Source organism: Paraburkholderia sp. BR10937, assembly GCF_040965695.1.
Taxonomy (GTDB): Bacteria; Pseudomonadota; Gammaproteobacteria; order Burkholderiales; family Burkholderiaceae; genus Paraburkholderia.
Genome location: NZ_JBFRCL010000096.1, coordinates 1 through 21,832 on the forward strand (window position 1 = coordinate 1; position 21,832 = coordinate 21,832).

The 21,832-nt window shown below is 65.2% G+C and carries 20 protein-coding genes; 9 read left to right on the forward strand and 11 right to left on the reverse strand.

Annotation, left to right across the window (positions count from 1 at the left end):
- Positions 1-523: 523 nt before the first annotated feature.
- The 3 genes from hutC to AB4Y44_RS40615 form a co-directional block, all read right to left on the reverse strand.
- Entirely contained in the window at positions 524-1,237 is a 714-nt protein-coding gene (hutC, locus tag AB4Y44_RS40605; protein WP_342925242.1) for a histidine utilization repressor, read from the reverse strand.
- A 107-nt stretch (positions 1,238-1,344) separates the two neighbouring features.
- Positions 1,345-2,754 carry a sensor histidine kinase gene (locus AB4Y44_RS40610; protein ID WP_342925241.1) on the reverse strand — a complete coding sequence of 470 codons (1,410 nt, stop codon included), beginning with the start codon at positions 2,752-2,754 and terminating at the stop codon, positions 1,345-1,347.
- Positions 2,755-2,772: 18 nt separating this feature from the next.
- Positions 2,773-3,450, reverse strand: a complete 678-nt coding sequence (locus tag AB4Y44_RS40615) for a response regulator (protein ID WP_342925240.1) — start codon at positions 3,448-3,450, stop codon at positions 2,773-2,775.
- 197 nt (positions 3,451-3,647) lie between these two features.
- Between AB4Y44_RS40615 and AB4Y44_RS40620 the strand changes: the two genes are divergently transcribed.
- Genes AB4Y44_RS40620 through AB4Y44_RS40630 form a run of 3 tightly spaced genes read left to right on the forward strand, consistent with a single transcriptional unit; the run spans position 3,648 to position 6,380 of the window.
- Entirely contained in the window at positions 3,648-4,667 is a 1,020-nt protein-coding gene (locus AB4Y44_RS40620) for an ABC transporter substrate-binding protein (RefSeq protein ID WP_342925239.1), read from the forward strand.
- Positions 4,668-4,704: 37 nt separating this feature from the next.
- Complete coding sequence (locus AB4Y44_RS40625) at positions 4,705-5,499, forward strand: ABC transporter ATP-binding protein (RefSeq protein WP_069269299.1); 795 nt, start codon at positions 4,705-4,707, stop codon at positions 5,497-5,499.
- 17 nt (positions 5,500-5,516) lie between these two features.
- Entirely contained in the window at positions 5,517-6,380 is an 864-nt protein-coding gene (locus tag AB4Y44_RS40630) for an ABC transporter permease (RefSeq protein WP_133184759.1), read from the forward strand.
- Positions 6,381-6,488: 108 nt separating this feature from the next.
- Here AB4Y44_RS40630 and AB4Y44_RS40635 read toward each other — a convergent pair whose 3' ends face one another.
- Positions 6,489-7,145 carry a peroxiredoxin gene (locus AB4Y44_RS40635; RefSeq protein ID WP_342925238.1) on the reverse strand — a complete coding sequence of 219 codons (657 nt, stop codon included), beginning with the start codon at positions 7,143-7,145 and terminating at the stop codon, positions 6,489-6,491.
- Between the two features lie 500 nt (positions 7,146-7,645).
- On the opposite strand from AB4Y44_RS40635, the gene AB4Y44_RS40640 reads away from it, so the two are divergent.
- Positions 7,646-9,037, forward strand: coding sequence for a TIGR00366 family protein (locus AB4Y44_RS40640; RefSeq protein WP_342925237.1), 1,392 nt, complete (start codon positions 7,646-7,648; stop codon positions 9,035-9,037).
- Here the strand turns inward: AB4Y44_RS40640 and AB4Y44_RS40645 are convergent.
- Positions 9,007-9,228 carry a hypothetical protein gene (locus AB4Y44_RS40645; RefSeq protein WP_368702656.1) on the reverse strand — a complete coding sequence of 74 codons (222 nt, stop codon included), beginning with the start codon at positions 9,226-9,228 and terminating at the stop codon, positions 9,007-9,009. The genes AB4Y44_RS40640 and AB4Y44_RS40645 overlap by 31 nt on opposite strands.
- Here AB4Y44_RS40645 and AB4Y44_RS40650 point away from each other — a divergent pair.
- From AB4Y44_RS40650 to AB4Y44_RS40660, 3 genes are all read left to right on the forward strand, one after another.
- Positions 9,227-9,802, forward strand: coding sequence for an ankyrin repeat domain-containing protein (locus AB4Y44_RS40650; protein WP_342925235.1), 576 nt, complete (start codon positions 9,227-9,229; stop codon positions 9,800-9,802). The two genes, AB4Y44_RS40645 and AB4Y44_RS40650, sit on opposite strands and share 2 nt — an antisense overlap.
- A 243-nt stretch (positions 9,803-10,045) precedes the next feature.
- On the forward strand, positions 10,046-10,411 hold the full coding sequence (locus tag AB4Y44_RS40655; RefSeq protein WP_028205078.1) for a hypothetical protein: 366 nt from the start codon (positions 10,046-10,048) through the stop codon (positions 10,409-10,411).
- Between the two features lie 153 nt (positions 10,412-10,564).
- Positions 10,565-10,789, forward strand: coding sequence for a hypothetical protein (locus AB4Y44_RS40660; protein WP_342925234.1), 225 nt, complete (start codon positions 10,565-10,567; stop codon positions 10,787-10,789).
- A 67-nt stretch (positions 10,790-10,856) separates the two neighbouring features.
- Here the strand turns inward: AB4Y44_RS40660 and AB4Y44_RS40665 are convergent, their stop codons facing one another.
- From AB4Y44_RS40665 to AB4Y44_RS40675, 3 genes are read right to left on the reverse strand one after another with little or no spacing between them, the layout of a single operon-like run.
- Entirely contained in the window at positions 10,857-12,308 is a 1,452-nt protein-coding gene (locus AB4Y44_RS40665) for an efflux transporter outer membrane subunit (protein WP_342925233.1), read from the reverse strand.
- Positions 12,309-12,311: 3 nt separating this feature from the next.
- Positions 12,312-15,476: an efflux RND transporter permease subunit gene (locus tag AB4Y44_RS40670; protein ID WP_368702657.1), complete on the reverse strand. Its 3,165-nt coding sequence runs from the start codon at positions 15,474-15,476 to the stop codon at positions 12,312-12,314.
- 3 nt (positions 15,477-15,479) lie between these two features.
- Positions 15,480-16,994 (reverse strand): efflux RND transporter periplasmic adaptor subunit, encoded by a 1,515-nt coding sequence (locus AB4Y44_RS40675; protein WP_342925231.1) that lies wholly within the window; start codon positions 16,992-16,994, stop codon positions 15,480-15,482.
- A 115-nt stretch (positions 16,995-17,109) separates the two neighbouring features.
- On the opposite strand from AB4Y44_RS40675, the gene AB4Y44_RS40680 reads away from it, so the two are divergent.
- Complete coding sequence (locus AB4Y44_RS40680; protein WP_342925230.1) at positions 17,110-17,307, forward strand: hypothetical protein; 198 nt, start codon at positions 17,110-17,112, stop codon at positions 17,305-17,307.
- A gap of 211 nt (positions 17,308-17,518) precedes the next feature.
- Here the strand turns inward: AB4Y44_RS40680 and AB4Y44_RS40685 are convergent, their stop codons facing one another.
- The 3 genes from AB4Y44_RS40685 to AB4Y44_RS40695 form a co-directional block, all read right to left on the reverse strand.
- Positions 17,519-17,893: a hypothetical protein gene (locus AB4Y44_RS40685; RefSeq protein WP_342925229.1), complete on the reverse strand. Its 375-nt coding sequence runs from the start codon at positions 17,891-17,893 to the stop codon at positions 17,519-17,521.
- 121 nt (positions 17,894-18,014) lie between these two features.
- The gene (locus AB4Y44_RS40690; RefSeq protein ID WP_368702658.1) at positions 18,015-19,340 is read right to left on the reverse strand and encodes an MFS transporter; all 1,326 of its coding nucleotides are present in this window, start codon (positions 19,338-19,340) and stop codon (positions 18,015-18,017) included.
- A gap of 56 nt (positions 19,341-19,396) precedes the next feature.
- Positions 19,397-20,572 carry a M20 aminoacylase family protein gene (locus tag AB4Y44_RS40695; RefSeq protein ID WP_342925227.1) on the reverse strand — a complete coding sequence of 392 codons (1,176 nt, stop codon included), beginning with the start codon at positions 20,570-20,572 and terminating at the stop codon, positions 19,397-19,399.
- Between the two features lie 117 nt (positions 20,573-20,689).
- On the opposite strand from AB4Y44_RS40695, the gene AB4Y44_RS40700 reads away from it, so the two are divergent.
- Complete coding sequence (locus tag AB4Y44_RS40700) at positions 20,690-21,640, forward strand: LysR substrate-binding domain-containing protein (protein ID WP_342925226.1); 951 nt, start codon at positions 20,690-20,692, stop codon at positions 21,638-21,640.
- Positions 21,641-21,832: the final 192 nt, after the last annotated feature.

Below are 21,832 nucleotides of genomic sequence, written 5' to 3' on the forward strand. Positions count from 1 at the left end.
GATTGTTCTGGAGCATCCGGTAGGCGGCTTCCGCCAGCCAGGTCTTGCAGACCTTCTCGCTGCCGCGCGGCGCGCGGATCGTGCGGGTAGGGTCGAGGCGCGGGTCGGTGAAGTTCGGGTGGTTCATTTGTTCGGGTCCGTCGAGTCTGGATAGCAAGCTGGAGGGCTGCGCCCGCGGAGGTGCAATGAGCGCTGCAACGTGGGCTAAGTCTACCGCCGCCAAGTTGTATATACAACTCGTTTCGATCAAACGCGGGTTAGTAGTTACCCTGGCAAAAATAGCAGAGATTGGCCTGCGTGAGCGAGGAACCGGTAGCGAGGCTGCGAAACTTTGTCTAGACAAGAAGTCTGCAAATAGCCAGACACGACGCATGGCGCGTGGACGCGGTCAGACCGCTCGCGCAAGCGAAAAAGGCGGGATCAAGGCAGGTAGGGATCAGGAGGGACGGAGCGCAGAGGGCCAGGCCGGTGGACTGCGGTTCCCAGCAAGACTGCGGGGAATGGGCGGCCTCGCCGCCCGGGTTCAAACGGTACCCGCCAGATGAAACCGCGAAGCCGGATGCCACAGGCGCACGGAAGTCGCCACATGACGCCCCACCCACGTGCGCCGCAGCAACAGCAGGCAAGGCTCGCCGATTTCCATCTCCAGATACTGCCGCACGCGCGCATCGGGCTTTTGCGCGTAAATGCGGAACTCGGCGCGCTGGATCGGCGCGAGGCGCACCATGTAGTGATTCGGCGTTTCGACGGTGAAGTCCTGGGCGAGGTAGTCGGGGAACACCTCGGGATTCACGTAGCGATCCTCGTACTGGATCGGCTCGCCCTCCTCGCTGTGCACGATGCGCGAGTGGAATACCGGCCCGGCGTCGAGTTCGAGCGCCGCGATCGCGTTCGGATCGTCGCTCGCCTCCAGCCCCAGCACGCGCGCCGCATGCCGATGGCCGCGCGCCGCGATTTCGTCGGCGATATTGCGGATCTGCAGCACCGTCGATTCGTACTGGCGCGGCGCCACGTACGTGCCCGAGCCGCGCACGCGGTTCAGCACGCCTTCGGCCATCAACTCGCGCAGCGCGCGCGACACCGTCATGCGCGCCACTCCGAACTCTTTCACCAGTTCCGTTTCGGAAGGCACGACGTCGCCGGGCCCCAAGGCGCCGCTTTCGATCTGCGCGAGCACATGACGCTTGATCTGCTCATAGGCGGGCAACGGGGCACTGCGGACCGTCTTCTTTTGCATGGTCTCGATCTTCGAATGAACGGGTGGTCGCCGCAGCGATGGCCGCCAGATGCGGCGTGGGCTTGCAGCTTCAGGCGGCCACATTGTACCGCCCCTTAAAGCGGCCCTTATGCAGGCTCGGCCACGAGCGCGGGCTGCCAGCGCGCGAGCACCACGCAGGCGCGCACGCCCCGCCCGTCCGCGCCCGGACCCAGGCTCACCGCGCCCCGATGCGACTGCGCGATCTCGCGCACGATCGCGAGACCCAGGCCGGTGCCCTCCGTCTCTGCGGCGGCGCGAAAGAAAGGCTCGAAAACGCGCGCCCGCGCTTCGGCGGGAATGCCGCGGCCGTCGTCGAGCACTTCGAGCGCGACCGTCTCGCCGCTCGCCCGCACCGACACGGTGACGTGCCCGCCAGCCGGCGTGTAGCGCAGCGCGTTGTCCACGAGATTGCTGACCATCGCGCGCAACAGTTCGCGATGCCCCTGCACCACCGCCTCGCCCGTCTCGCGCGGCAGCTCCGCGCCAAGATCGATACCGCGCGTCTGCGCGAGCAGCGCGAGTGCCTCGACCACTTCGCGCGCGAGCTGCGCCATGTCGACGGGCGCGGCCGGCAACTGCGCCGGGTCGAGCGCCTCGGCCTGCGCGAGCAGCAGCAACTGGTTCGTGAGCGCGACCATCGAGCGGTTGCTCACGTGCATGGCCGCCAGCACTTCGTCGAGCGCGGGATCGACGGCTATTTGCTGGCGCGCGTACTGCAATTGCGTGCCGAGCAGCGTGAGCGGCGTGCGCAGCTGGTGCGCGGCATCGGCGATGAAGCGGCGCTGCGCGGCCGTCTGCGCCGAGAGGCGCGCAATGCATTGATTGATGGCGTCCACGACGGGCCGCAGTTCGGCATGCAGCCCTTCGGCACGAATGGGTTCGAGGTGCGAAGGATCGCGGTCCGCCACGTCGTTCTTGAGCTTCATGAGCGGACGCAGCTCGAACGTGAGACCGATGCAGGCGAGCGCCACGGCCAGCATCACCATACCGATCTGTCGATAGAGCTGGGGACGCCACAGCGCCTCCACCATCGCGTCGCGCGAGCGCCCGGTCTTGCCGACTGAGACGCGCACGCGCGAGATGTGGCCATTGTCGTACATGGAGCGCACCACGCTCACGGCGCGCACGGCCTGGCCGCGCAGATCCGCGTCGTACGCCACAGGCGAATCGACGGCGGGCGCCGAGGCCGCATGCGGAAAATCGGGCATGCCCGCGAGCAGCGAGCCGCCCTCTACGTGCACGTTGTAGAACACCTGATCCTGCTGCGGCGAGGCGAAGAGTTCGAGCGCCGCGGGCGGCACGTCGGCGCGCAGCGCGCCATCGGCCCATTGCACGGAACCGGCGATCATGCGCGCGGACGACAGCAGCCGGCCGTCCTGCACCAGATCGGCGGTATGGCGCGCAGCGCGGTACTCGGAGGTCGCCGTAAAACTCACGTAGAGCGCGAGCGGCACGAGCATCCACCACAGCAGGCGAACGCGCAGGCTACCCGTCATGTCGGCACGCGCAAGTCGTCATAGCGTTTCATCCTTCCTGCGCAGCAAATAGCCGAGGCCGCGCAGCGTCACGATCACGGCCGAGCTGCCTTCGAGCTTCTTGCGCAGCCGCGAGACGTAGATTTCGATGGCGTCCTCGCTGGGTTCGTCGGCGAGCGTGAAGATCGCGTCGACGAGCGCGGCCTTCGAAACGGTCTGGCCGAGGCGCAGCGCCAGCGTTTCGAGCACCGTGCGCTCGCGCGGCGTGACGTTCAGCGGGGCGCCCTTCAGCGTGAACTGGCGTGTGTTGAGGTCGAACACGAGGTCCCCGCAGCCGATTTCGTTCGCGCGTGCGGGGGTTTGCCGGCGAATCAGCACCTTGATGCGCGCCACCAGTTCGCGCACCTCGAACGGCTTGACGAGATAGTCGTCGGCGCCCGCGCCGAGCAACTCCACCTTTTCGTCGATCGAGCCGCTCGCCGTGAGCACCATCACGGGCGTCGCGTCGCGGCGCTGGCGCAGCCGCCGCAGCACGTTCTTGCCCGAGAGCTTCGGCAAATTCAGGTCGAGCAGCACCACGTCGTAGTGATTGGACTGCAGCAGCTGGTCGGCGGCTTCGCCGTCCTGCACGGCGTCGAAGGCGAACGCCTGCTCCTCCAGCGTCTTGACGAGCCAGTGCGCAAGCGTCGGATTGTCTTCGATCAGCAGCAACTTCATGGGCGGGTACGGGCAAGGGCGAAGGCCGTTTCGGGGGAATCGATTGTGCCGCTGCCGGCGCGCCGCCGCCCTGCGGGTTAACACGGACGATTTTGCACGGCGCCCGAAGGCTGGCAGAAGGCTTACGGTTTTTATAATCGGCTGCATCCACCAAAAAGCGCCCGCATGCACGGCGCACACCTTCAGGAGACTCCACGATGCCTACCTTGCGCCAGATCGCCGCTGTATCGAGTGTCGCGTTCGCCCTCGCCGCCGGCTCCACGGCTGCCCACGCGGAAAAGATCACGATCATGGTTGGCGGCGCAACCAAGATCATCTATCTGCCCGCCAAACTGACCGAGCAGCTCGGCTACTTCAAGGACGAAGGCCTCGACGTCGAACTGCAGTCGCAGCCGGCCGGCGTGGACGCGGAGAACGAACTGCTCGCGGGTGCGGTGCAAGGCGTGGTGGGCTTCTACGATCACACCATCGACCTGCAGAGCAAGGGCAAGGAAGTGCAGACGCTCGTGGTGTTCGGCCAGGTGCCGGGCGAAGTGGAAATGGTGTCGAACGCGGCGGCCGGCACGGTCAAGAGCATGGCCGACGTGAAGGGCAAGACGCTCGGCGTGACGGGCCTCGGCTCCTCCACGAGCTTCCTCACGCAGTACCTCGCACAGCGCGCGGGCGTGCCCTCCAACCAGTACACGCTGCTGCCGGTGGGCGCGGACAACACCTTCGTCGCGGCGATCAAGCAGAACCGCATCGACGCGGGCATGACCACGGAGCCCACCGTCTCGCGCCTTCTGCAAACCGGCGACGCCAGGGTGCTCGTCGACATGCGCACGCTCGAAGGCACGCGCGCGGCGCTCGGCGGCACCTACCCCGCTTCGAGCTTCTACGTGCAGCGCGCCTGGGCGCAGTCGCACAAGGACGATGCGACGAAGCTCGCGCACGCGTTCTCGCGCACGCTCAACTTCATCGCCACGCATAGCGCCGACGAAATCGCCGCGAAGATGCCGAAGGACTACTACGGCAGCAACAAGGATCTCTACGTGGCCGCGCTGAAGTCCTCGCTGCCAATGTTCACGAAGGACGGCCGCATGCCCGCCGACGGCCCCGATACGGTGCTCAAGGTGCTCTCGGCGTTCAATCCTTCGGTGAAGGGCAAGCACATCGACCTCGCGAAGACTTACTCGAACGACTATCTGCCGGCTGCGACCGCCACGGCGTCGAAGTAAACCTCGCAACCGGCCCCACGTTCAGCCCACTGAGACAATGACTTCCTCCCACTCCCAAGGCACGCCCGCCATCGAGCTGCGCAATGTTTCGTGCCGCTTCATTTCACCGGACGGCAAGGCGACCGTTGCCCTGCGCGACTTCAGCATGTCGGTCGCGCGCGGCGAGTTCGTCGCGATCGTCGGGCCCACGGGCTGCGGCAAGTCCACCACGCTCAGCATGATCACGGGCCTGCTCAAACCCACCACGGGCGAAGTGCGCGTGATGGGCGCGCCCGTGAACGGCATCGATCCGCGCATCGGCTTCGTGTTCCAGGCCGACGCCGTGTTCCCGTGGCGCTCGGTGCTCGACAACGTGGCGGCCGGTCCGCTCTATCGCGGCCGCTCGAAGTCGGCGGCCTACGACGAAGCCAACGAATGGCTGCGCCGCGTGGGCCTCGCCAACTTCGGCAAGCACTATCCGCATCAGCTGTCGGGCGGCATGCGCAAGCGCGTGGCGCTGGCGCAGACGTTCATCAACAAGCCCGAAATCCTGCTGATGGACGAGCCGTTCTCGGCGCTCGACATGCAAACGCGCACGCTCATGCAGGACGAGCTGCTGCAGCTGTGGGGCGGCACGGGCTCGGTCGTGTTCGTCACGCACGACCTCGAAGAAGCCATTGCGCTCGCCGACCGCGTGTTCGTGCTGACCGCGCGCCCGGCCACGCTCAAGAAGGTCTACGAGATCGACCTGCCGCGCCCGCGCGTGACGTCCGAAATCCGCTACGCGCCGCACTTCGTCGAACTGTCGCGCCAGATCTGGCACGACCTGCGCGAAGAAGTGCAGATCGCCTAACACCGGAGCCGTTCACTATGTCCACCCCGCAACAAACCCTGCCGCAAGGCCTCGATACCGCCTCGCTCGACGCCGTCGAGCGCGCCGCGCAGAAGCGCATTCGTCAGCGCAATCTGCTCGTCATTTCGCTGCGTATTCTCGTGCTCGTCGTCGTGCTCGGCGGCTGGGAACTCGCCGCGCGCCTCAAATGGATCGACCCGTTCTTCTTCTCGATGCCCACGGCCATCTTCGACCAGATCATCGACTGGTTCGTGAACGGCACCTCGCAGGGGCCGCTGCTCACGCAGGTCTGGGTCACGCTGGAAGAAACGGGCCTCGGCTTCATCATCGGCTCGGTGGCCGGCGTGTTCTGCGGCATCGTGCTTGGCCGCAACAAGCTGCTCTCCGACGTGTTCAGCCTCTACATCAAGATCGCCAACTCGATTCCGCGCGTGGTGCTCGGCTCGGTGTTCGTGATCGCGCTGGGTCTCGGCATGGCGTCGAAAGTGGCGCTCGCCGTGGTGATGGTGTTCTTCGTGGTGTTCGCCAATGCGTTCCAGGGCGTGCGCGAGGCCGACCGCTACATGATCGCCAATGCGCAGATTCTCGGCGCGTCGCGCCGCCAGGTGACGACCTCGGTCGTGATTCCCTCAGCGCTTTCGTGGATTCTCGCGAGCCTGCACGTGAGCTTCGGCTTCGCGCTGGTCGGCGCCGTGGTGGGCGAATTCCTGGGCTCGAAGCAAGGCATCGGTCTGCTGATCTCGACGGCGCAGGGCGCGTTCAATGCGAGCGGCGTGTTCGCCGCCATGATCGTGCTCGCCGTGGTCGCGCTGGCCGCCGACTATGTGCTCACTGCGCTCGAGCATCGTTTGCTCAAGTGGCGGCCCACGCCTTCGAACTGAGTCAGTCAGCTTCCCCTGTCCGGACCGCGTAAGACGCGAGAGCTTGCCTGGTCCGTGATCCGCGGCGCACTGCCAGTGCGCCGCGTTTTTTTTAGGGTCTGCCACACGCTATTTAGGCTGCGCAACCGTACGCAGATACGGCTTGAGCGTCTTGAAGCCCTGCGGATACTTCTGCTTCGCCGCATCGTCGGAAACCGAAGTCGGGATGATGACGTCGTCGCCCGGCTTCCAGTTCACCGGCGTAGCCACCGTGTGCTTCGCGGTGAGTTGCAGCGAGTCGAGCAGGCGCAGCACTTCGTCGAAATTGCGGCCCGAGCTCATCGGGTAGACGAACGTCGCCTTCACCTTCTTGTCCGGTCCGATCAGGAACACCGCGCGTATCGTGGCGTTGTCGGCCGCCGTGCGTGGGCTGGCGCCGCTCGCGTTCGGGTGAATCATGTCGTAGAGCTTCGCGACGTGCAGGTCCGGGTCGCCAATCATCGGATAGTTGACGGCGCTGCCCTGCGTTTCCTCGATGTCCTTGGCCCACTTGGCATGGTCGGTCACCGGGTCGATGCTCAAACCGATGATCTTCGTATTGCGCTTGTCGAACTCCGGCTTGAGCTTTGCCATATAGCCGAGTTCCGTCGTGCAGACGGGCGTGAAGTCTTTCGGATGCGAAAAAAGGATGGCCCAGTGGTCGCCAATCCATTCGTGAAAATGGATCGTGCCTTCGGTGGTCTCCGCGGTGAAATCCGGTGCTTCTTCTCCTAGACGAATCGTCATCTTCAGTCTCCAAAGGGCAGTGATAGACAGATTGTGAATGCCTGCGAGCACGCGAGAGTGCCTCCCGCTTTTGCATTTTAGGTAGTTCGGATGACGCTTTTAAAATATCTTTCTGCTTTCATTGTTATTACATTCCACATACATTTCGTCCTCATTTCCCGCGAAAAACCTGCATCGGCACGCTATCGCAGCCTTGACATCCACTCAGCATGAAGCGAATAATGCGTCGTTCGATAATCGAAACCGTGTTCGAATTACGAACATGAGAACAACAATAATGGGCTGGCCGTCTTGTCGTGCAAATGCGCGCGTGCAAGGCGTGATATGAACCCGCTGCGCCGGGGCGGCATCGCCTCTCGCTGATGGAGGAGCCGCACCTGCCTCCCCGCCCACCACGCGCCTGGCTTGCCAGCCGCACGGTGCCGGGACCGCCTGCAAGCAACGCCTCTTGTCCGCTCCGGCCAGCCAGTAGCCACACGCTACGAACTAGCGCAAAGAGCATGAAAAGAGACCTCCAGACTGAAACGCGCGATTCCCGCCAGGGTGTCGTCGCCGCCCTCGTGTATGTTTTCGAACGGGTCATGCCCGACCCCTTCGTTCTGTCCATCTGCCTCACCTTCTTCGTCGCGGTGCTCGCACTCGTCATCGCGCCGCACGGTAATCTCCCCACGCTGCTCAGCTCCTGGTACGAAGGCACGTTCGGCATTCTCGGCTTCGCGCTGCAGATGATCCTGATCCTCGCCACGGGCTACGCCATTGCCGAAGCGCCCGTGATCCAGCGCGTGCTGCGCGCGCTCGCGGCCAGGGCGCAAACGCCGGCGCGCGCGGCGCTGCTGGTGTTTCCGGTGGTCGCCATCGCCGCGTGGCTGAACTGGGGCCTGGGCCTGATCGTGGGCGCACTGCTCTCGCGCGAAATCGCGAAGCGCGTGAACGTGGATTTCGCGTGGCTCGTGGCGGGCAGCTATTCGGCATGGTCGATCTGCAATAGCGGGCTCTCCAGCTCGATCGCGCTTTCGCAGGCCTCGCCCGGCAACGCGCTCAATCTCGTGGAAAAGGCGACGGGCCACGTGATTCCGCTCAGCCAGACCGTCTTCGCGCCGTTCGTCTTCATCCCCACCGTGCTCGTGGTGGTCGTGATGACGTTCATCTTCATCCGCATGCATCCGAAGCCCGAGCACGTGGCGCCGTTCAGCCAGGCGGCCGAAGCCGAAGCGAACGATCCCGGCGCCAGCGACGACCCGCACGCGCGCGTCGGCAACGGCACGCCTTCGTTCGCGTCGCGCCTCGAGCAGTCGATGCTCGGCACGCTGCTGCTGATCGTGCTCGGCGCAGGCTATCTGGCGATGGAATGGAGCGAAAAGGGTTTCGATCTCGACATCAACACGACGATCCTGATCTTCCTGCTGATCGGCCTCGCGCTGCAGCGCACGCCTATCGCCTACGCGAACGCCATTCGCCGCGCCGCGCGCCAGACCGGCTCCATGCTGCTGCAGTACCCCGTCTACGGCGGCATCATGGGCGTGATGAAGGGCACGGGCCTCGCCTCGATGATCGCCAAGGCCTTCGTCACGATCGCCACGCCGCTTTCGCTGCCGCTCTGGAGCTATCTGAGCTCGCTCATCATCACGCTCCTCGTGCCGAGCGCGGGCGGCCACTGGGCCGTGCAAGGGCCGTTCGTGCTGCCCGCCGCGCTGAGCCTCCACGCCTCCGTGCCGCGCACTGCCATGGGCGTGGCGATGGCCGAGAACGTCTCGAACATGCTGCAGCCGTTCTGGGCGGTGCCGATCGTCGCGATCGCGGGCATCCGCATCCAGCGCGTGATGGGCTATACCGCCGTGACGTTCGCCGTGTCGCTCGTGATCTACGCCGCCGCGCTCTGGCTCGTACCCTGAGCGTCGAGCGGTTCCACCACGAAGGAAGGCGCTGCGCCGGCCGCTTTTAGCGGTTCGGGCAGCGCGTTTTTCATGCGGCGCGCGTGAGCCGCGCTGGCCTCGCGGCTCGCGAAGATCGGCGACAATGGGCAAGCCTCGTCGGCGGCACACCGCCCCGAATCGATCTGCGATCCGCACCAGGAGACTGCCATGACCGCCAGCGCGCCGCCCAACCCACCCTCATCGTCATCGTCCGGCTCCGGCGAAGACGGCGGCGAGTTCGATCCGCGTTTCGTCGAATTCGCGCGCCAGGTGTTCGACACCGCGCGCCGCGGCGAAGCCAACACGCTCGCCACGCTCATCGAACAAGGCCTGCCGCCGAACCTTCGCAACGAAAAAGGCGACAGCCTCGTGATGCTCGCGAGCTATCACGGCCACGCCGCCGCCGTGCGCACGCTCGTGCAGCACGGCGCCGACCCCGACCTGCGCAACGACAACGGGCAAACGCCGATCGCGGGCGCGGCCTTCAAGGGCTACGCCGACGTGGTCAACACCCTGCTGGAAAACGGCGCCGACGTGGAAGGCGCCTCTCCCGACGGCCGCACGGCGCTGATGATCGCCGCCATGTTCAACCGCTCCGATATCGTCGACCTGCTGCTCGCGCGCGGCGCGAACCCGGCGGCGCACGACGCGGCGGGCAACACCGCGCTCGACGTGGCGAACGCGATGGGCGCGGTGGACACGGCCGCCCGGCTCGCCGGCAAAGCGCGTGAAAAGAGCGCGTAAATCTTGGGGCGCGATGGGCAGGCACGCGAAACGCTGCAAAGCGCATAGCTGCACGCGCGATCCTGGTGTCACTCCTGGTTTGCATACAACGCGCCGCCAGGCGACGCTATCCATGTAACACCCGTGCGTGCAGCGCCAGTGCGGGGCAGGCGATTTTCCACGAGCCGTGATATCGTTTTGTCATCGGATTCGAAGTCTGCACGCACCCGTCAATCGAACTCTGTTACTTTCGCGAGCGTCGCCATGAGTGATGTACGCCACCATCTGAGTCCGCGCGATCGCGTGGAGCTGCTCTGCTGGCTCACCTGCGGGAGCCTCGGGGCCTACTATCTCAACGAATCCTGGCCCAACGCGGCCTTTCACGTCCAGGCGGCGCACAAGTGGCTCGACCGTCACGCGCGCGAGGCCGACTGGCTCGCGATCGCGCGCCTCGCCGCCATGGCTCAGGACATCGCGCAGCAGCACGCGTGGTTCGTGGACGCGGTCTGGGCGCGCGACGCCGTCGAGGAAATTCTCGACACCGACGACCTGAACTACCAGGCCAAGCTCGTCCTGCAAGTGCTCAAGGACTGCGAACGCGCGCTGGCCGACCGCCGCCCCGCCGACTAGAACGGAACCCGATAAGCGGGGTTCCGCACACAGGCCACGCGTTTCTCCATCAAATGATGGACGCGTGGCGGTTATCCTCAGAACATACTCCCGCTTGCAGTGCCGGCCCCCTTTTCCTCTTCGCCGGCAGCTCGCCCACTCGGGAGAACCCAGATGACTCGCCCCCTCGCCCTGACGTTCGCCGCCGCGCTGCTCGCGTTGGCGTCGGCGAGCCCCGCTGCGCTCGCGCAAACCGGCGGCCACACAACCGCCCTCAACGCCGCCCGGCCCATTCAGCTGCAAAAAGTCGCGAAGCCGGCGCCCAAAGCCCAGGCAACCGCGAAAGCCACCCGGCCCGCTCCGCAATCGCTGCGCTGGCTGATGTCGGAATCTCCATGAAACGAACCGGCGCGCCCGCGCCAGGTTCGCCCCTCGCCACCCCGCCTCGAAGCGCAGCCGTCGCGGCTCAGGACTGCGACGGCTTCGCGCTGTCTGCCGCCGGCGGCGGGGCTGCCGGCGTCCAGCCATAACCGAGCGCCTTGTACAGGCTCACGATCTGCGCGAGTTCCTGGTCCTGCAGCGACGACTGCTGCAATTGCGCGTTGAAGAGACTGCGCTCGGCGTCGAGTACTTCCAGATAGCTCGTGTAGCCGCCTTCGTACAGATCGCGCGCGACTGACGTGTATTCCGTGAGCGCAGCCACCTGGCGCGTCGTCGAATCCAGCTGATCGCGCGTGCGCGCGACGCCCACGAGCGCATTCTCGACATCGGCGAACGCCTGCTGGATCGTCTGCTCGTAGGTGAAAAGCGCTTCCTGCTGCACGGCTTCGGCCTGATGCACGCCGCCCGCGATCGCGCCGCCCTCGAAAATCGGCTGCGTGACCGCGCCCGCGAACGACCATACGCGCGCGGGGCCGGTCCACAGCCCCGAGAGCGCCGTGCTCGCCGCGCCGAACAGTCCCGTGAGCGAAATCTGCGGGAAATACAGCGCGCGCGCTGCGCCGATCGACGCATTCGCCGAAACGAGCGTTTGTTCGGCCTGCAGAATATCGGGCCGGCGCTCCAGCAGCGTCGACGGCAGGCCCGCGGGAATGGCAGGCGCGGTGAGCTCGGTGATCGACTTGCCGCGCGGAATCGGCCCCGGATTCTGGCCCAGCAGCAGCGAAATGGCGTCTTCCTGGGTCGCGATCTGCTGCTGGATCGAGTACACAGAGGTCTGCGCCGACTGGTACTCCGACTGCGCCTGGCTCACCTGCAACCGCGAAACGACACCGCCCGCATAGCGCTCGTTGAAGAGATCGAGCGCGCCCTTGCGGCTTTCGAGCGTGTCCTGCGCGATGACGAGCTGATTGTCGAAATCGCGCAGCTGCAGATACGACGTGGCCACGTTCGCGATGATGGCGATGCGCGTGGCCTGCTGCGCGGACTGCGTGCTCATATAATCGGCGCGCGCGGCTTCGGTGAGCCTGCGCAAGTGGCCGAATAAATCGAGTTCCCAGGACACGGCGCCGTTCAGCTCCACCTGGTTGCCGACCACGGGCGGGAAGCCGGGCGCCGGCACGCCACGGCTGCGCGACGCACCGAAGTTCGCCGACACCTGCGGAAACAGGCCCGCGCGCGTCACGACATAACGCCCGTAGAACTCCTCGACGCGTGCCGCCGCAATCAGCAGATCCTTGTTCTGCGTAAGCGCCCTCGCGACGAGGTCGTTGAGCACCGGGTCGTTGAACTGCGTCCACCAGTCGAGCGTAGTATCGACGGCTTCCGCCTGCGGCGAGGCGTAGCGAAACGTCGACGGCGTCTCGACCGCCGGACGATGATAGTCGGGCCCGACGGCGCAAGCGCCAAGGCAAGCCGTCGCAATGGCCAGCCCGAGCGGCCGCAGCTTGCGATTGACGAGATTCAAACGTGTCTTCATCGCTCAGCCCTCCTGCGAAGGCGGCGCCACGGGGGGCGTGCCGGGATGCGGCGTGGCGTCCGCTTTCTTGCGCGAAGAGAGCGTTTCCAGTCCCCAGAAGAACATCGGAATGAAGAACAGCGCGATCACCGTGGCACCGAGCATGCCCGCGATCACGCCGGTGCCGAGCGAGCGCCGGCTCGCGGCCGATGCGCCGCTGGCGATCGCGAGCGGCACGCAGCCGAGGATGAACGCGAGCGAGGTCATGATGATCGGCCGCAGACGCAGCTTGGCGGCGTGCAGCGCGGCCTGGTACGGCGACATGTTCTCCTTCTCGCGCATTTCAACGGCGAACTCGAAGATCAGAATGGCGTTCTTCGCCGCGAGCGCGATCAGCACGGTCAAGCCGATCTGGAAGTACACGTCGTTTTCCATGCCGCGCAACAGGATGCCCACCAGCGCCCCGAAAATCGCGAACGGCACGGCCAGCAGCACGCCGACCGGCAGCGACCACTTCTCGTACTGCGCCGCGAGAATGAGGAACACCATCAGCAGTGCGAAGCCGAACACGAGCGCCGCCGTCGAGCCGGCCTTCTTCTCTTCGTACGCCTGGCCGCTCCATTCGTAGCTGTAGCCTTCGCCCAGCACTTCGTTGGCGATCTGCTCCATCGCCGCGATCGCCTCGCCCGAACTGTGGCCCGGCGCCGCGTCGCCGGTAATCTTCGCCGCCGGGAAGTTGTTGAAGCGGTTGACGATGTCAGGTCCGGGCACGAAACGCGAAGTCGTCACGGCCTTGATCGGCACCATGTCGTTGTTGCGGTTGCGCACATAGAGCTGCTGGATATCGTCCGGACTCAAGCGGTATTGCGGCTCGGCCTGGATGATCACCTGGAACAGACGGCTGCCCTTCGGGAACTGGCTCACGTACAAGGAACCGAACATCGTCTGGAGTGCAGAATAGATGTCCTGAACCGGAACGCCGAGCGTCTCCGCCCGCTCGCGGTCCACTTCCACGAGCAACTGGCGAGAATTCGTGTTGATGGTCGAATTCACGCCGCGCAGCGCCGGGTTCTGGCGCGCCTTCGCAATCACCTGGCGCACCTTGTCTTCGAGCTGCTGATAGCTGCCGTCGCCGGTGCTCTGCAGCCAGAACTCGAAGCCGCCCGTCGTGCCGAGGCCCGGAATCGACGGTGGATTGAGCGGCACGACCACGCCGTCCCTGAACGTGGAGAACGCCTTGGTGGCGTCGCGGATCAAGTCCTGCGCGGTGCCGTTTTCGCCGCGCTCCTTGAAGCCCTTGAGCGTCACGAACAGCGTGCCCGCGTTCGACTTGTACTGCGAGTCGATCAGGCTGTAGCCGATCGGCGCCGCTACCGAACTCACGGCGGGCTGTTTCGCGAACCAGTCCTCCGCTTTCTTCGAAAGGTCGCCGGTGCGGTCCAGGCTCGCCGCGTCGGGCATCACGACCGCGCCGAACAGATAGCCCTGATCCTCCACGGGCAGGAACGACGATGGAATATGTTTGAACAGGCCGACGGTCGCGATCAGCATCACGACGATCAGCCCGATGGAGAGGATCACGCGGCGTATCGCGGTCTGCACCCAGCTACCATAGCCCTCGGTCAGGCGCTCGAACTTCTCGTTGAACCAGCGGAAAAAGCGGTTCTTCTTGTGCTCGCCCGGCTTGAGCAGGATGGCCGCGAGCGCGGGCGACAGCGTGAGCGCGACGATACCCGAAAGCACCACCGAGACCGCGATCGTCACCGCGAACTGCTTGTAGAGCTGGCCCGTGATGCCCGAGAGAAACGCCACCGGGATGAACACCGCAAGGAGCACCAGCACGATCGCCACCACCGGTCCGCTCACTTCGTCCATCGCGCGTTTGGCCGCTTCCTTGGGTGGCAGCTTGAACTCGGTCATGTTGCGCTCGACGTTTTCGATCACCACGATCGCGTCGTCTACCACGATACCGATGGCCAGCACCATGCCGAACAAGGTGAGCATGTTGATCGAGAAGCCGAACGCCTCCATGCCGATGAACGCGCCGATGATCGACACGGGCACCGCGAGCAGCGGCACGAGCGTCGCCCGGAAACTTTGCAGGAAGATGTACACCACGATGATCACGAGAATCACCGCGTCGCGCAGTGTATGGACCACCTCGTTGATCGATTCGTGCACGAACTCGGTCGTATCGAGCGCGACTTCATACTTGAGGCCGGGCGGAAAGCTCTTGTTCAACTGCTCGAGTGCCTCGCGCACCTGCTTGGCCACCTGCAGGGCATTCGCGCCCGGCTGCTGATAGACGGCCAGCAGTGTGGCCGTCTTGCCGTTGTAGCGGCCGCGCAGCGAATAGTCCTTGGCGCCCAGATCCGCGTGGCCGATGTCCTTGAGGCGCACGATCGCCGCATCGCCCGACGCCGCGCGCAGGATGATGTTGTCGAAATCGGCGGGCTCTGTGAGGCGGCCCTTCGTCGTCACCGGGAAGGTCTGGTTCACGGGCTTGTTGGTCGGCGCCTGGCCGAGTCGGCCCGCGGAGAACTGCTGGTTCTGCTGCGCAATCGCGTTCTGCACGTCGGCCACGGTAATGCCGAGCTTCGCCATGCGGTCGGGCTTGAGCCACACGCGCATCGCATAGTCGGCAGAACCGAAGATCGACGCCTGGTTCGCGCCCGGAATGCGCTTGAGCGCGTCGAGCACATAGACGTTCGCGTAGTTCGCCACATAGGCCGCATCGTAGGCGTTGTCGGGCGAATAGATCGCGATCACCATCATGAACGCCGACGAGCGCTTCTGCACCGACACGCCCTGGGCCGTCACCGAATCGGGCAGGAAAGGCAGCGCGAGGTTGACGCGGTTCTGCACGTCCACCTGGGCGAGCGACGGATCGGTGCCGATATTGAAGTACACCGTGAGCGTCATGTTGCCCGTCGAGGAGCTCGACGAGTTCATGTACATCATGTTGTCCGCGCCGTTCACCTGTTGTTCGATCGGCGCGGCCACGTTCTGCGCGACGATGTCGGCGCTCGCGCCCGGATACGTGGCGCTCACCGTGATGGTCGGCGGCGCGATGTCCGGAAACTGCGCGATCGGCAGGTTGAACATCGACACGAGACCCGCGACGACGAGCACGATCGAGAGGACCGACGCGAAAATTGGCCGGTCAATAAAGAAGTGGGAGAACTTCATCGTTCAGCCTCCCGCGGCGGGCGAGAACGTGACGTCCACGCGGCGGGATTTGTCGGGCGGATCGTTGGCGACGATCTGCGCCGGCTTGCGCATTTCGATGCGCTCGGTTTTCACGCCGGCCACGACCAGCGCGGCGCGCACCGTGCCTGCGCGGGCGGCCGCGAGACGCTGGTTCGCGGCTTGCGAGCCGCTTGAATCGGTGTAGCCGGAAATCACCACGCGCATGCCCGGCTCGGCGACGAGACGGCGCGCCACCGCGGCAAGCGCGTCGGCCGACTGGGCGTCGAGGCTCGAACTGCCCGACGCGAAGTAAAGCGCGGTGCGTTCGCCCATCACGTCGGCAGCGCCGGATGCCGCGCGCGGTTGCGCGGCGTTCGTGCCCGCGCTGGCCTGCGCGTTGGCGCTGGCATTCGCAGCCGCCGGGCCGGAAGCGCCGGCCGCGCCCGCTTGCGCACCACCGCCTGCACCGGCGTCGGGCCCGCCGATATTGACGGTTGCGGGCGGCGTGGCTACGAGGTTCGCCTTGACTGGCGCACCGGGCATGAGCCGCAGCGTATTGTCGATGACGACATGATCGCCCGGGTGCAAACCCGACTTGATCACCCAGTCGTTGCCATTCCATTCACCCGTTTCCACCACGCGCTGCTGCGCCTTGCCGTCCTTGTCGACGGTCCACACATACGCGCCGCGCGGCCCCTGCTGCACCGCCGACTGCGGCACGGCCACCGCGGAAGTCCGCAGCGCGCCCAGCAGCTTGATACGCACGAACTGACCGGGCCGCAGCGACCCCGTGGGGTTCGGCATGGCGGCGCGAATCAGGTAGGTGCCGGTTTCCGAGCTGAGCGAGGCGTCGGTAAACGCGATGTGGCCGCGTTCGGGATAGATGTTGCCGTCCGCGAGCACGATCACCGCTTCGAGCTTGCCGACGGGCGGCAGCTTGAGCGTGCCGTTCTGCGTTTGCGTGCGCAGATCGAGCATCTCGTTCTCGGAGAGCGAGAAGTTGATCCACATGGGATCGAGCTTCGCCACATAGGTGAGCAGGCTGTTGGTCGCATCGATATACGAACCGTCCTGCTTCTTCGCGAAGCTCGAAAGACCGGTCACCGGCGCGACGATCGTCGTATAGCCGAGATTGAGCGTCGCGCTGATGACATTCGCTCGCGCGCCTTCGACCGCAGCGGCGGCCGCCTGCTCCTGGCCGACCGAGTCGTCGAGATCCTTCTGGCTCAACGCGTTTTTCGCGGCGAGCGGACGCACGCGATTGAGGTTGGCCTGCGCAGTGACGAGCCGCGCCTTCTGCTGCGCAAGCTCGGCCTGCGCGGCATCGAGCGCGGCCTCGAAGGGCTTGCGGTCCATGACGAACATCACGTCGCCCGCATGGACCAGCGAGCCTTCTGTATACACGCGCTTTTCGAGGAAGCCGTTCACACGCGCGCGTATTTCGACCTGCTGCGAGCTTTCTGTCTGCCCTACGTATTCGAAGACCACCGGCACGTCGCGCAGCGCAACATTGATCACGTCGACGTTTGCGGCAGGTCGTGTTTCAGCAGCAGGTTTGTTGTCATGACATGCAACGACGCTAACCAGCAATCCAAGCGACAGACACAAGCTGGCCACCCGAAATCCGTGAGTCATGCTGTTCTCCGTTGTTATCGACGATCTGCGCTGGACCGACGAACCCCAAATCAGGCGCGCGCGGGCGATCGAGTCGAATCAAATCGCCAAACTGACTTTGGTGCTCGAGCAAATACTACTGTTTTTCGGGAGAACGCTGAATCAGGACGGCCAAAAAGTCGCACGCAATGACGAGACGACACTCGCGGAGCAATAGTGACCGAAATCGTTTCGAAATCCGAAACGAAGGTGCGCTAATGGTTCGTTAACGTTCGCATGAAGATACGCAACGCTTGCGCAGGGACAAAGGGAGAGCGCGGGAAACGGAGATTGCGGACGCACGGGACCTGCGTCGCGTGAACTGCGGACGGGAGAACTTACACGCGTGTCGCAGCCGTCGCAGCGGCGGTTGCGACACGCGTTGCGAATCAGGCGGCGCGATCGAGCCGGCGCACCGAGCCGAATTCCGCACACGAAAGCGTGCGCATCAGCAGCGCCATGGCCTCGGCCACGCGTCGGCGATCGAGTTCGACGTGCAGGCAAGCGAGATCGCTGCGGCGATCGATATCGATTGTATGCACGCCGAGCGCACTGCCAACCAGACCGTGCAGCGTGCAGCGAGCGAGTTGCGCTTCGCTCGTGGGCACGCGCACGACCAGTTGCACCGTTGCGCGATGGGTTGCCGGGTGAAGGGACTTGCGCGAGTCGCGCAGCGAGAGAGCGGGCCGCGGCGTGGCGGCGGAGCGGGAACCTCGGGAAATTGGGCCCTGCGAGACGATAGACGGCATACGTGTTGTGCGCACGCCGCCGTTCGGGGCGGCGCGCTTGAGTTGAACACGAACCGATTCTAGGCAGCGCCGCGTAAACGTCTGGTAAATAAACACGACACGGCCGCTAAAAGTGCGTAGCGGCCGAAGAGAGGTCTCAATCGAGCGGTCGACCCGCCGGCTCGCGAATGAGCGGCAGTGCGAGCAATGAGACCGCGCCGCAGCCGATCAGATACCAGGCGGGCGCTAGCGGATTGTCGAGCAGCTTGATGAGCCAGGTCGCGAAGAACTGCGCGAAGCCGCCGAAGATCGACACGCCCACGCAATACACCACCGACATGCCCGTCACGCGAATCGACTGAGGAAAGAGTTCGGGCAGCATCACGATATTGGGGACCGCCGTGAACGCGACGATCGCGCCCAGCACGGCCACGACCGCGAGCACGATGGCGACGCTCGGCATGGCGTGGATGACCATGAAGGCCGGATAGATCACGGCGATCAGCAGCACGCGTGAGACGCCCATCACCCACTTGCGGCCCAGGCGGTCGGAAAGCGAGCCGGCGAACGGCGAGCAGATCGCCGTGACGAGCGCCGCGACGAGGGCCGCGCTCATGCCGACCGACATCGGCAGGCCGAGAATCTTGATCGCATAGGTCGACATGTAGAACAGCACGATATAGTTCGCCGCCGTGCCGCCGATGGTCGTGACGACGCCGGCCACGAGCGCCGTGCGATGACGCCCGAAAATCTCGCGCAGCGGCCGCGCCATGTCGGCCACGGGTTCGGCGTCTTCCATTTCGACGGGATTCGCGAGCGTTTCGTCGAGATGGCGGCGGATATACACGCCCACCGGCACGACCAGCATGCCGATCACGAACGGCACGCGCCAGCCCCAGCTTTCGAGCGCGGCCTGTGAAAGCGTGGAGGACAGCGCCACGCCGATGAGCGCGCCGCAAACCGTGTTCAGGCCCTGGCTCACGAACTGCCAGCTGCCGTAAAAGCCGCGCGAACGGTCGTCGGCGTATTCGAGCAGGAGCGACGTCGAGGCCCCCACTTCGCCGCCCACCGCGAAGCCCTGCACGAGACGCGCGAGCAGGATCAGCGCGGGCGCCGCGAGCCCGATCTGCGCATAGGTGGGCGCGAACGCGATGAGCGCCGAGCCGAGCGCCATGAGCCAGAGCGTGAGCGTCATGGCGGCCTTGCGGCCCACGCGGTCCGCAAACGCACCGATCACGATGCCGCCGATCGGACGCACGACGAAACCCACGCCGAAGCTGCCGACGGCGAGCATCAACTGGTTCAGCGAGCCATGCACCGGGAAGTACAGCGAGCCGATGATCGAGGCAAAGAAGCTGTAGACCGTGAAGTCGAAGAACTCGAGCCCGTTGCCGAGCGTGATCGCGAAGATGGCCTTCGCGCGCGAGCGGCGCGTGGAAGCCGGGGCGGCAGCGGCCGGCGCCTGAATCGACGTGGCGTTCATCGGGTGTCTCCTCGTGTGTCTCGTATCGTGGTGCGATTGCCCGCTGGCTGCGGGCTTCAGCCGCGCAGGAAGCGTTCGGCGAGCTGCACCCAGTATGCCGCGCCGGTGGCAAGGCAGTCGTCGTTGAAGTCGTAGCCGGGGTTGTGCACCATGCAGCCGCCCTCCCCGTCGCCGTTGCCGATGATGAGATAACTGCCCGCGCAGCGCTCGAGCAGGAACGAGAAGTCCTCGCTGCCGGTGAGCGGCGCCATGTCATGAATGAGGCCGTCTTCGCCGAGCCAGTCGCGCGCCACGTCCTGCGCGAACGCCGTCATCGCCGCGTCGTTCACGAGCACCGGATAGCGGCGCTGGTAGTCGATGCGCGCCGTCGCACCGTAGGCGCTTGCCTGCGCGTGCACGAGCGCGGTGATGCGCTCCTGCAGCAGGTTGCGCACCTCGGGGCGCAGCGCGCGCACCGAGAGACGCATCTGCGCGGTTTGCGGAATCACGTTGGGGGCGTCGCCCGAATGGATCGCGCCCACAGTGACGATCGCCATGTCGAGCGGCGGCACGTTGCGCGACACGATGGTCTGCAGCGCGAGCACGACGTTGGCGCACACCACCACCGGGTCGATCGCCTTATGCGGCACAGCGCCATGACCGCCGCGCCCGTCGATGTCGATGATCACCGTGTCCGACGAAGCCATGAACGGGCCCGCGCGAAAACCGAGCTTGCCCGTGGGGAAGCCCGGCATGTTGTGCATGGCGAAGACGGCGTCGCAGGGAAAGCGCTCGAAAAGGCCTTCGTCGAGCATGCGCTTCGCGCCGCCGAGGCCTTCTTCGGCGGGCTGGAAAATGAGATGCAGCGTGCCGCTGAAGTTACGCGACTGCGCGAAATGCTTCGCCGCCGCGAGCAGCATGGCGGTGTGGCCGTCGTGGCCGCACGCGTGCATCTTGCCCGGAATGCGGCTCGCGTAGTCGAGGCCGGTGTTTTCGTGGATGGGGAGCGCGTCCATGTCGGCGCGCAGGCCGAGGCGTTGCTTGCCGTCGCCCACCTTGAGCGTGCCCACGACACCCGTGCCGCCCATCCCGCGGTGCACCTCGTAGCCCCACTCGGTGAGGCGCTGCGCGACGAGGTCGCTCGTGACGAATTCTTCGAAGCCCAGTTCAGGATGCGCGTGGATCTCGTGGCGCAGCGCGATCATCTCTTCTTCGATCGCGGCGATTGCGGCCGGGATAGCCATCGTGTTCATACGAATTCTCTCCAGAGGGGACGACGAATTCGCTCGAGAATAATGACGTCTGTTTGGCGCCGACAGCCCTAAAATAGTTGGCCCGCCAACCAGAAGTGCGCACTCGGGTTATCCCTTATGAAGTTCCACCAGTTCCGCGCGCTCGTCGCCATGGCCGATACCGGCAGTATTCGCGCGGCCGCGCGTGCGCTCGGCATCTCGCCGGCGGCGGCGACGAAGGCGGTGCGCGAGCTCGAAGCCGAGCAGCAAATCGCGCTCGTCACGCGCAACGCGAACGGCATCGCCTTCACGGAAGCGGGCCAGGCGCTGCTCGTTCATGCGCGGCTGGTCGTGCACCAGATGTCGCGCGCCCAGGACGAACTCGATGCGCGGCGCGGGCGCGGCGGCGGCAAGCTCGCGATCGGCGTGACGCCGTGGCTCGCCCTCTCCTTTCTGCCCGACGCCGTCACGCTGTTTCGCGAGCGCATGCCCGGCATGCAGCTGGAGTTCTACGAAGGCCTGCTCAATATCGTGATGCCGCGGCTGCGCGACGGCTCGCTCGACTTTTCGCTAGGCAAGCCCGGGCCTGCTTCGCTGCACGCAGAATTCACGCAGACGCCGATCTTCGCCACGGAGTCGGCCGTGGTGGTGCGCAAGGACCATCCGCTCTCGCATGCGCAATCGCTGAAAGAACTGCAGGATTGCGAATGGTTGCTCAACTGGGACCCGGCCAGCAAGGAGATGATCGCCGACGACGTCTTTCTGCGTCACGGGTTGCCGATGCCGGACAAGGTGCACCTGGCGCATTCGTTCGTGGTGGCGATGGGGCTCATCATGAACACGGATATGGTGAGTATCTTTCCGTGGCCGCTGGTGGAGACACGCTTTGCGCGTGATAACTTGCGTGCGCTCGCGCTTCAGGAGGAGGTGGATCGGACCGTGGTGAGCGTGGTTGCTCGGCGTGGTGTGCCGCTTTCTGCCGCGGCTGAGTGCTTTCTGGAGTGCCTCAAGGAGGCGATTCATGCTGGTGAGGCTTCTGCTAATCCTGAGCGCAGGCGGCTTTATCACTCGCTTGAGTTGCTGATCTGATTGGCTGCTTTTTTGTTGGTGTTCTGGGTTTTTTGGCCTTTCCTTGTATTCGCGTCGGTATGCCAGCGTTGCCCCTGTGCGGGGCAATGCTCTCAACTTAAGCCCTGAAAGTGCTTGTATACGAGGCATAGGACCTGTAAACTTCACACCATAACTTCCTGATAAATCAACGATATGAACTCAAATACCGGC

Excerpts from the sequence above, each read along its gene's own strand:
- AB4Y44_RS40665 (WP_342925233.1), bottom strand. The coding sequence starts at position 12,308 with ATGAAGACACGTTTGAATCTCGTCAATCGCAAGCTGCGGCCGCTCGGG.
- AB4Y44_RS40625 (WP_069269299.1), top strand. The coding sequence starts at position 4,705 with ATGACTTCCTCCCACTCCCAAGGCACGCCCGCCATCGAGCTGCGCAAT.
- AB4Y44_RS40645 (WP_368702656.1), bottom strand. The coding sequence starts at position 9,228 with ATGGCAGTCTCCTGGTGCGGATCGCAGATCGATTCGGGGCGGTGTGCC.
- AB4Y44_RS40680 (WP_342925230.1), top strand. The coding sequence starts at position 17,110 with ATGCTGTTCTCCGTTGTTATCGACGATCTGCGCTGGACCGACGAACCC.
- AB4Y44_RS40630 (WP_133184759.1), top strand. The coding sequence starts at position 5,517 with ATGTCCACCCCGCAACAAACCCTGCCGCAAGGCCTCGATACCGCCTCG.
- AB4Y44_RS40695 (WP_342925227.1), bottom strand. The coding sequence starts at position 20,572 with ATGAACACGATGGCTATCCCGGCCGCAATCGCCGCGATCGAAGAAGAG.
- AB4Y44_RS40655 (WP_028205078.1), top strand. The coding sequence starts at position 10,046 with ATGAGTGATGTACGCCACCATCTGAGTCCGCGCGATCGCGTGGAGCTG.
- AB4Y44_RS40610 (WP_342925241.1), bottom strand. The coding sequence starts at position 2,754 with ATGACGGGTAGCCTGCGCGTTCGCCTGCTGTGGTGGATGCTCGTGCCG.
- AB4Y44_RS40700 (WP_342925226.1), top strand. The coding sequence starts at position 20,690 with ATGAAGTTCCACCAGTTCCGCGCGCTCGTCGCCATGGCCGATACCGGC.
- AB4Y44_RS40635 (WP_342925238.1), bottom strand. The coding sequence starts at position 7,145 with ATGACGATTCGTCTAGGAGAAGAAGCACCGGATTTCACCGCGGAGACC.
- AB4Y44_RS40615 (WP_342925240.1), bottom strand. The coding sequence starts at position 3,450 with ATGAAGTTGCTGCTGATCGAAGACAATCCGACGCTTGCGCACTGGCTC.
- AB4Y44_RS40690 (WP_368702658.1), bottom strand. The coding sequence starts at position 19,340 with ATGAACGCCACGTCGATTCAGGCGCCGGCCGCTGCCGCCCCGGCTTCC.
- AB4Y44_RS40650 (WP_342925235.1), top strand. The coding sequence starts at position 9,227 with ATGACCGCCAGCGCGCCGCCCAACCCACCCTCATCGTCATCGTCCGGC.
- AB4Y44_RS40660 (WP_342925234.1), top strand. The coding sequence starts at position 10,565 with ATGACTCGCCCCCTCGCCCTGACGTTCGCCGCCGCGCTGCTCGCGTTG.
- AB4Y44_RS40640 (WP_342925237.1), top strand. The coding sequence starts at position 7,646 with ATGAAAAGAGACCTCCAGACTGAAACGCGCGATTCCCGCCAGGGTGTC.
- AB4Y44_RS40620 (WP_342925239.1), top strand. The coding sequence starts at position 3,648 with ATGCCTACCTTGCGCCAGATCGCCGCTGTATCGAGTGTCGCGTTCGCC.
- AB4Y44_RS40670 (WP_368702657.1), bottom strand. The coding sequence starts at position 15,476 with ATGAAGTTCTCCCACTTCTTTATTGACCGGCCAATTTTCGCGTCGGTC.
- hutC (WP_342925242.1), bottom strand. The coding sequence starts at position 1,237 with ATGCAAAAGAAGACGGTCCGCAGTGCCCCGTTGCCCGCCTATGAGCAG.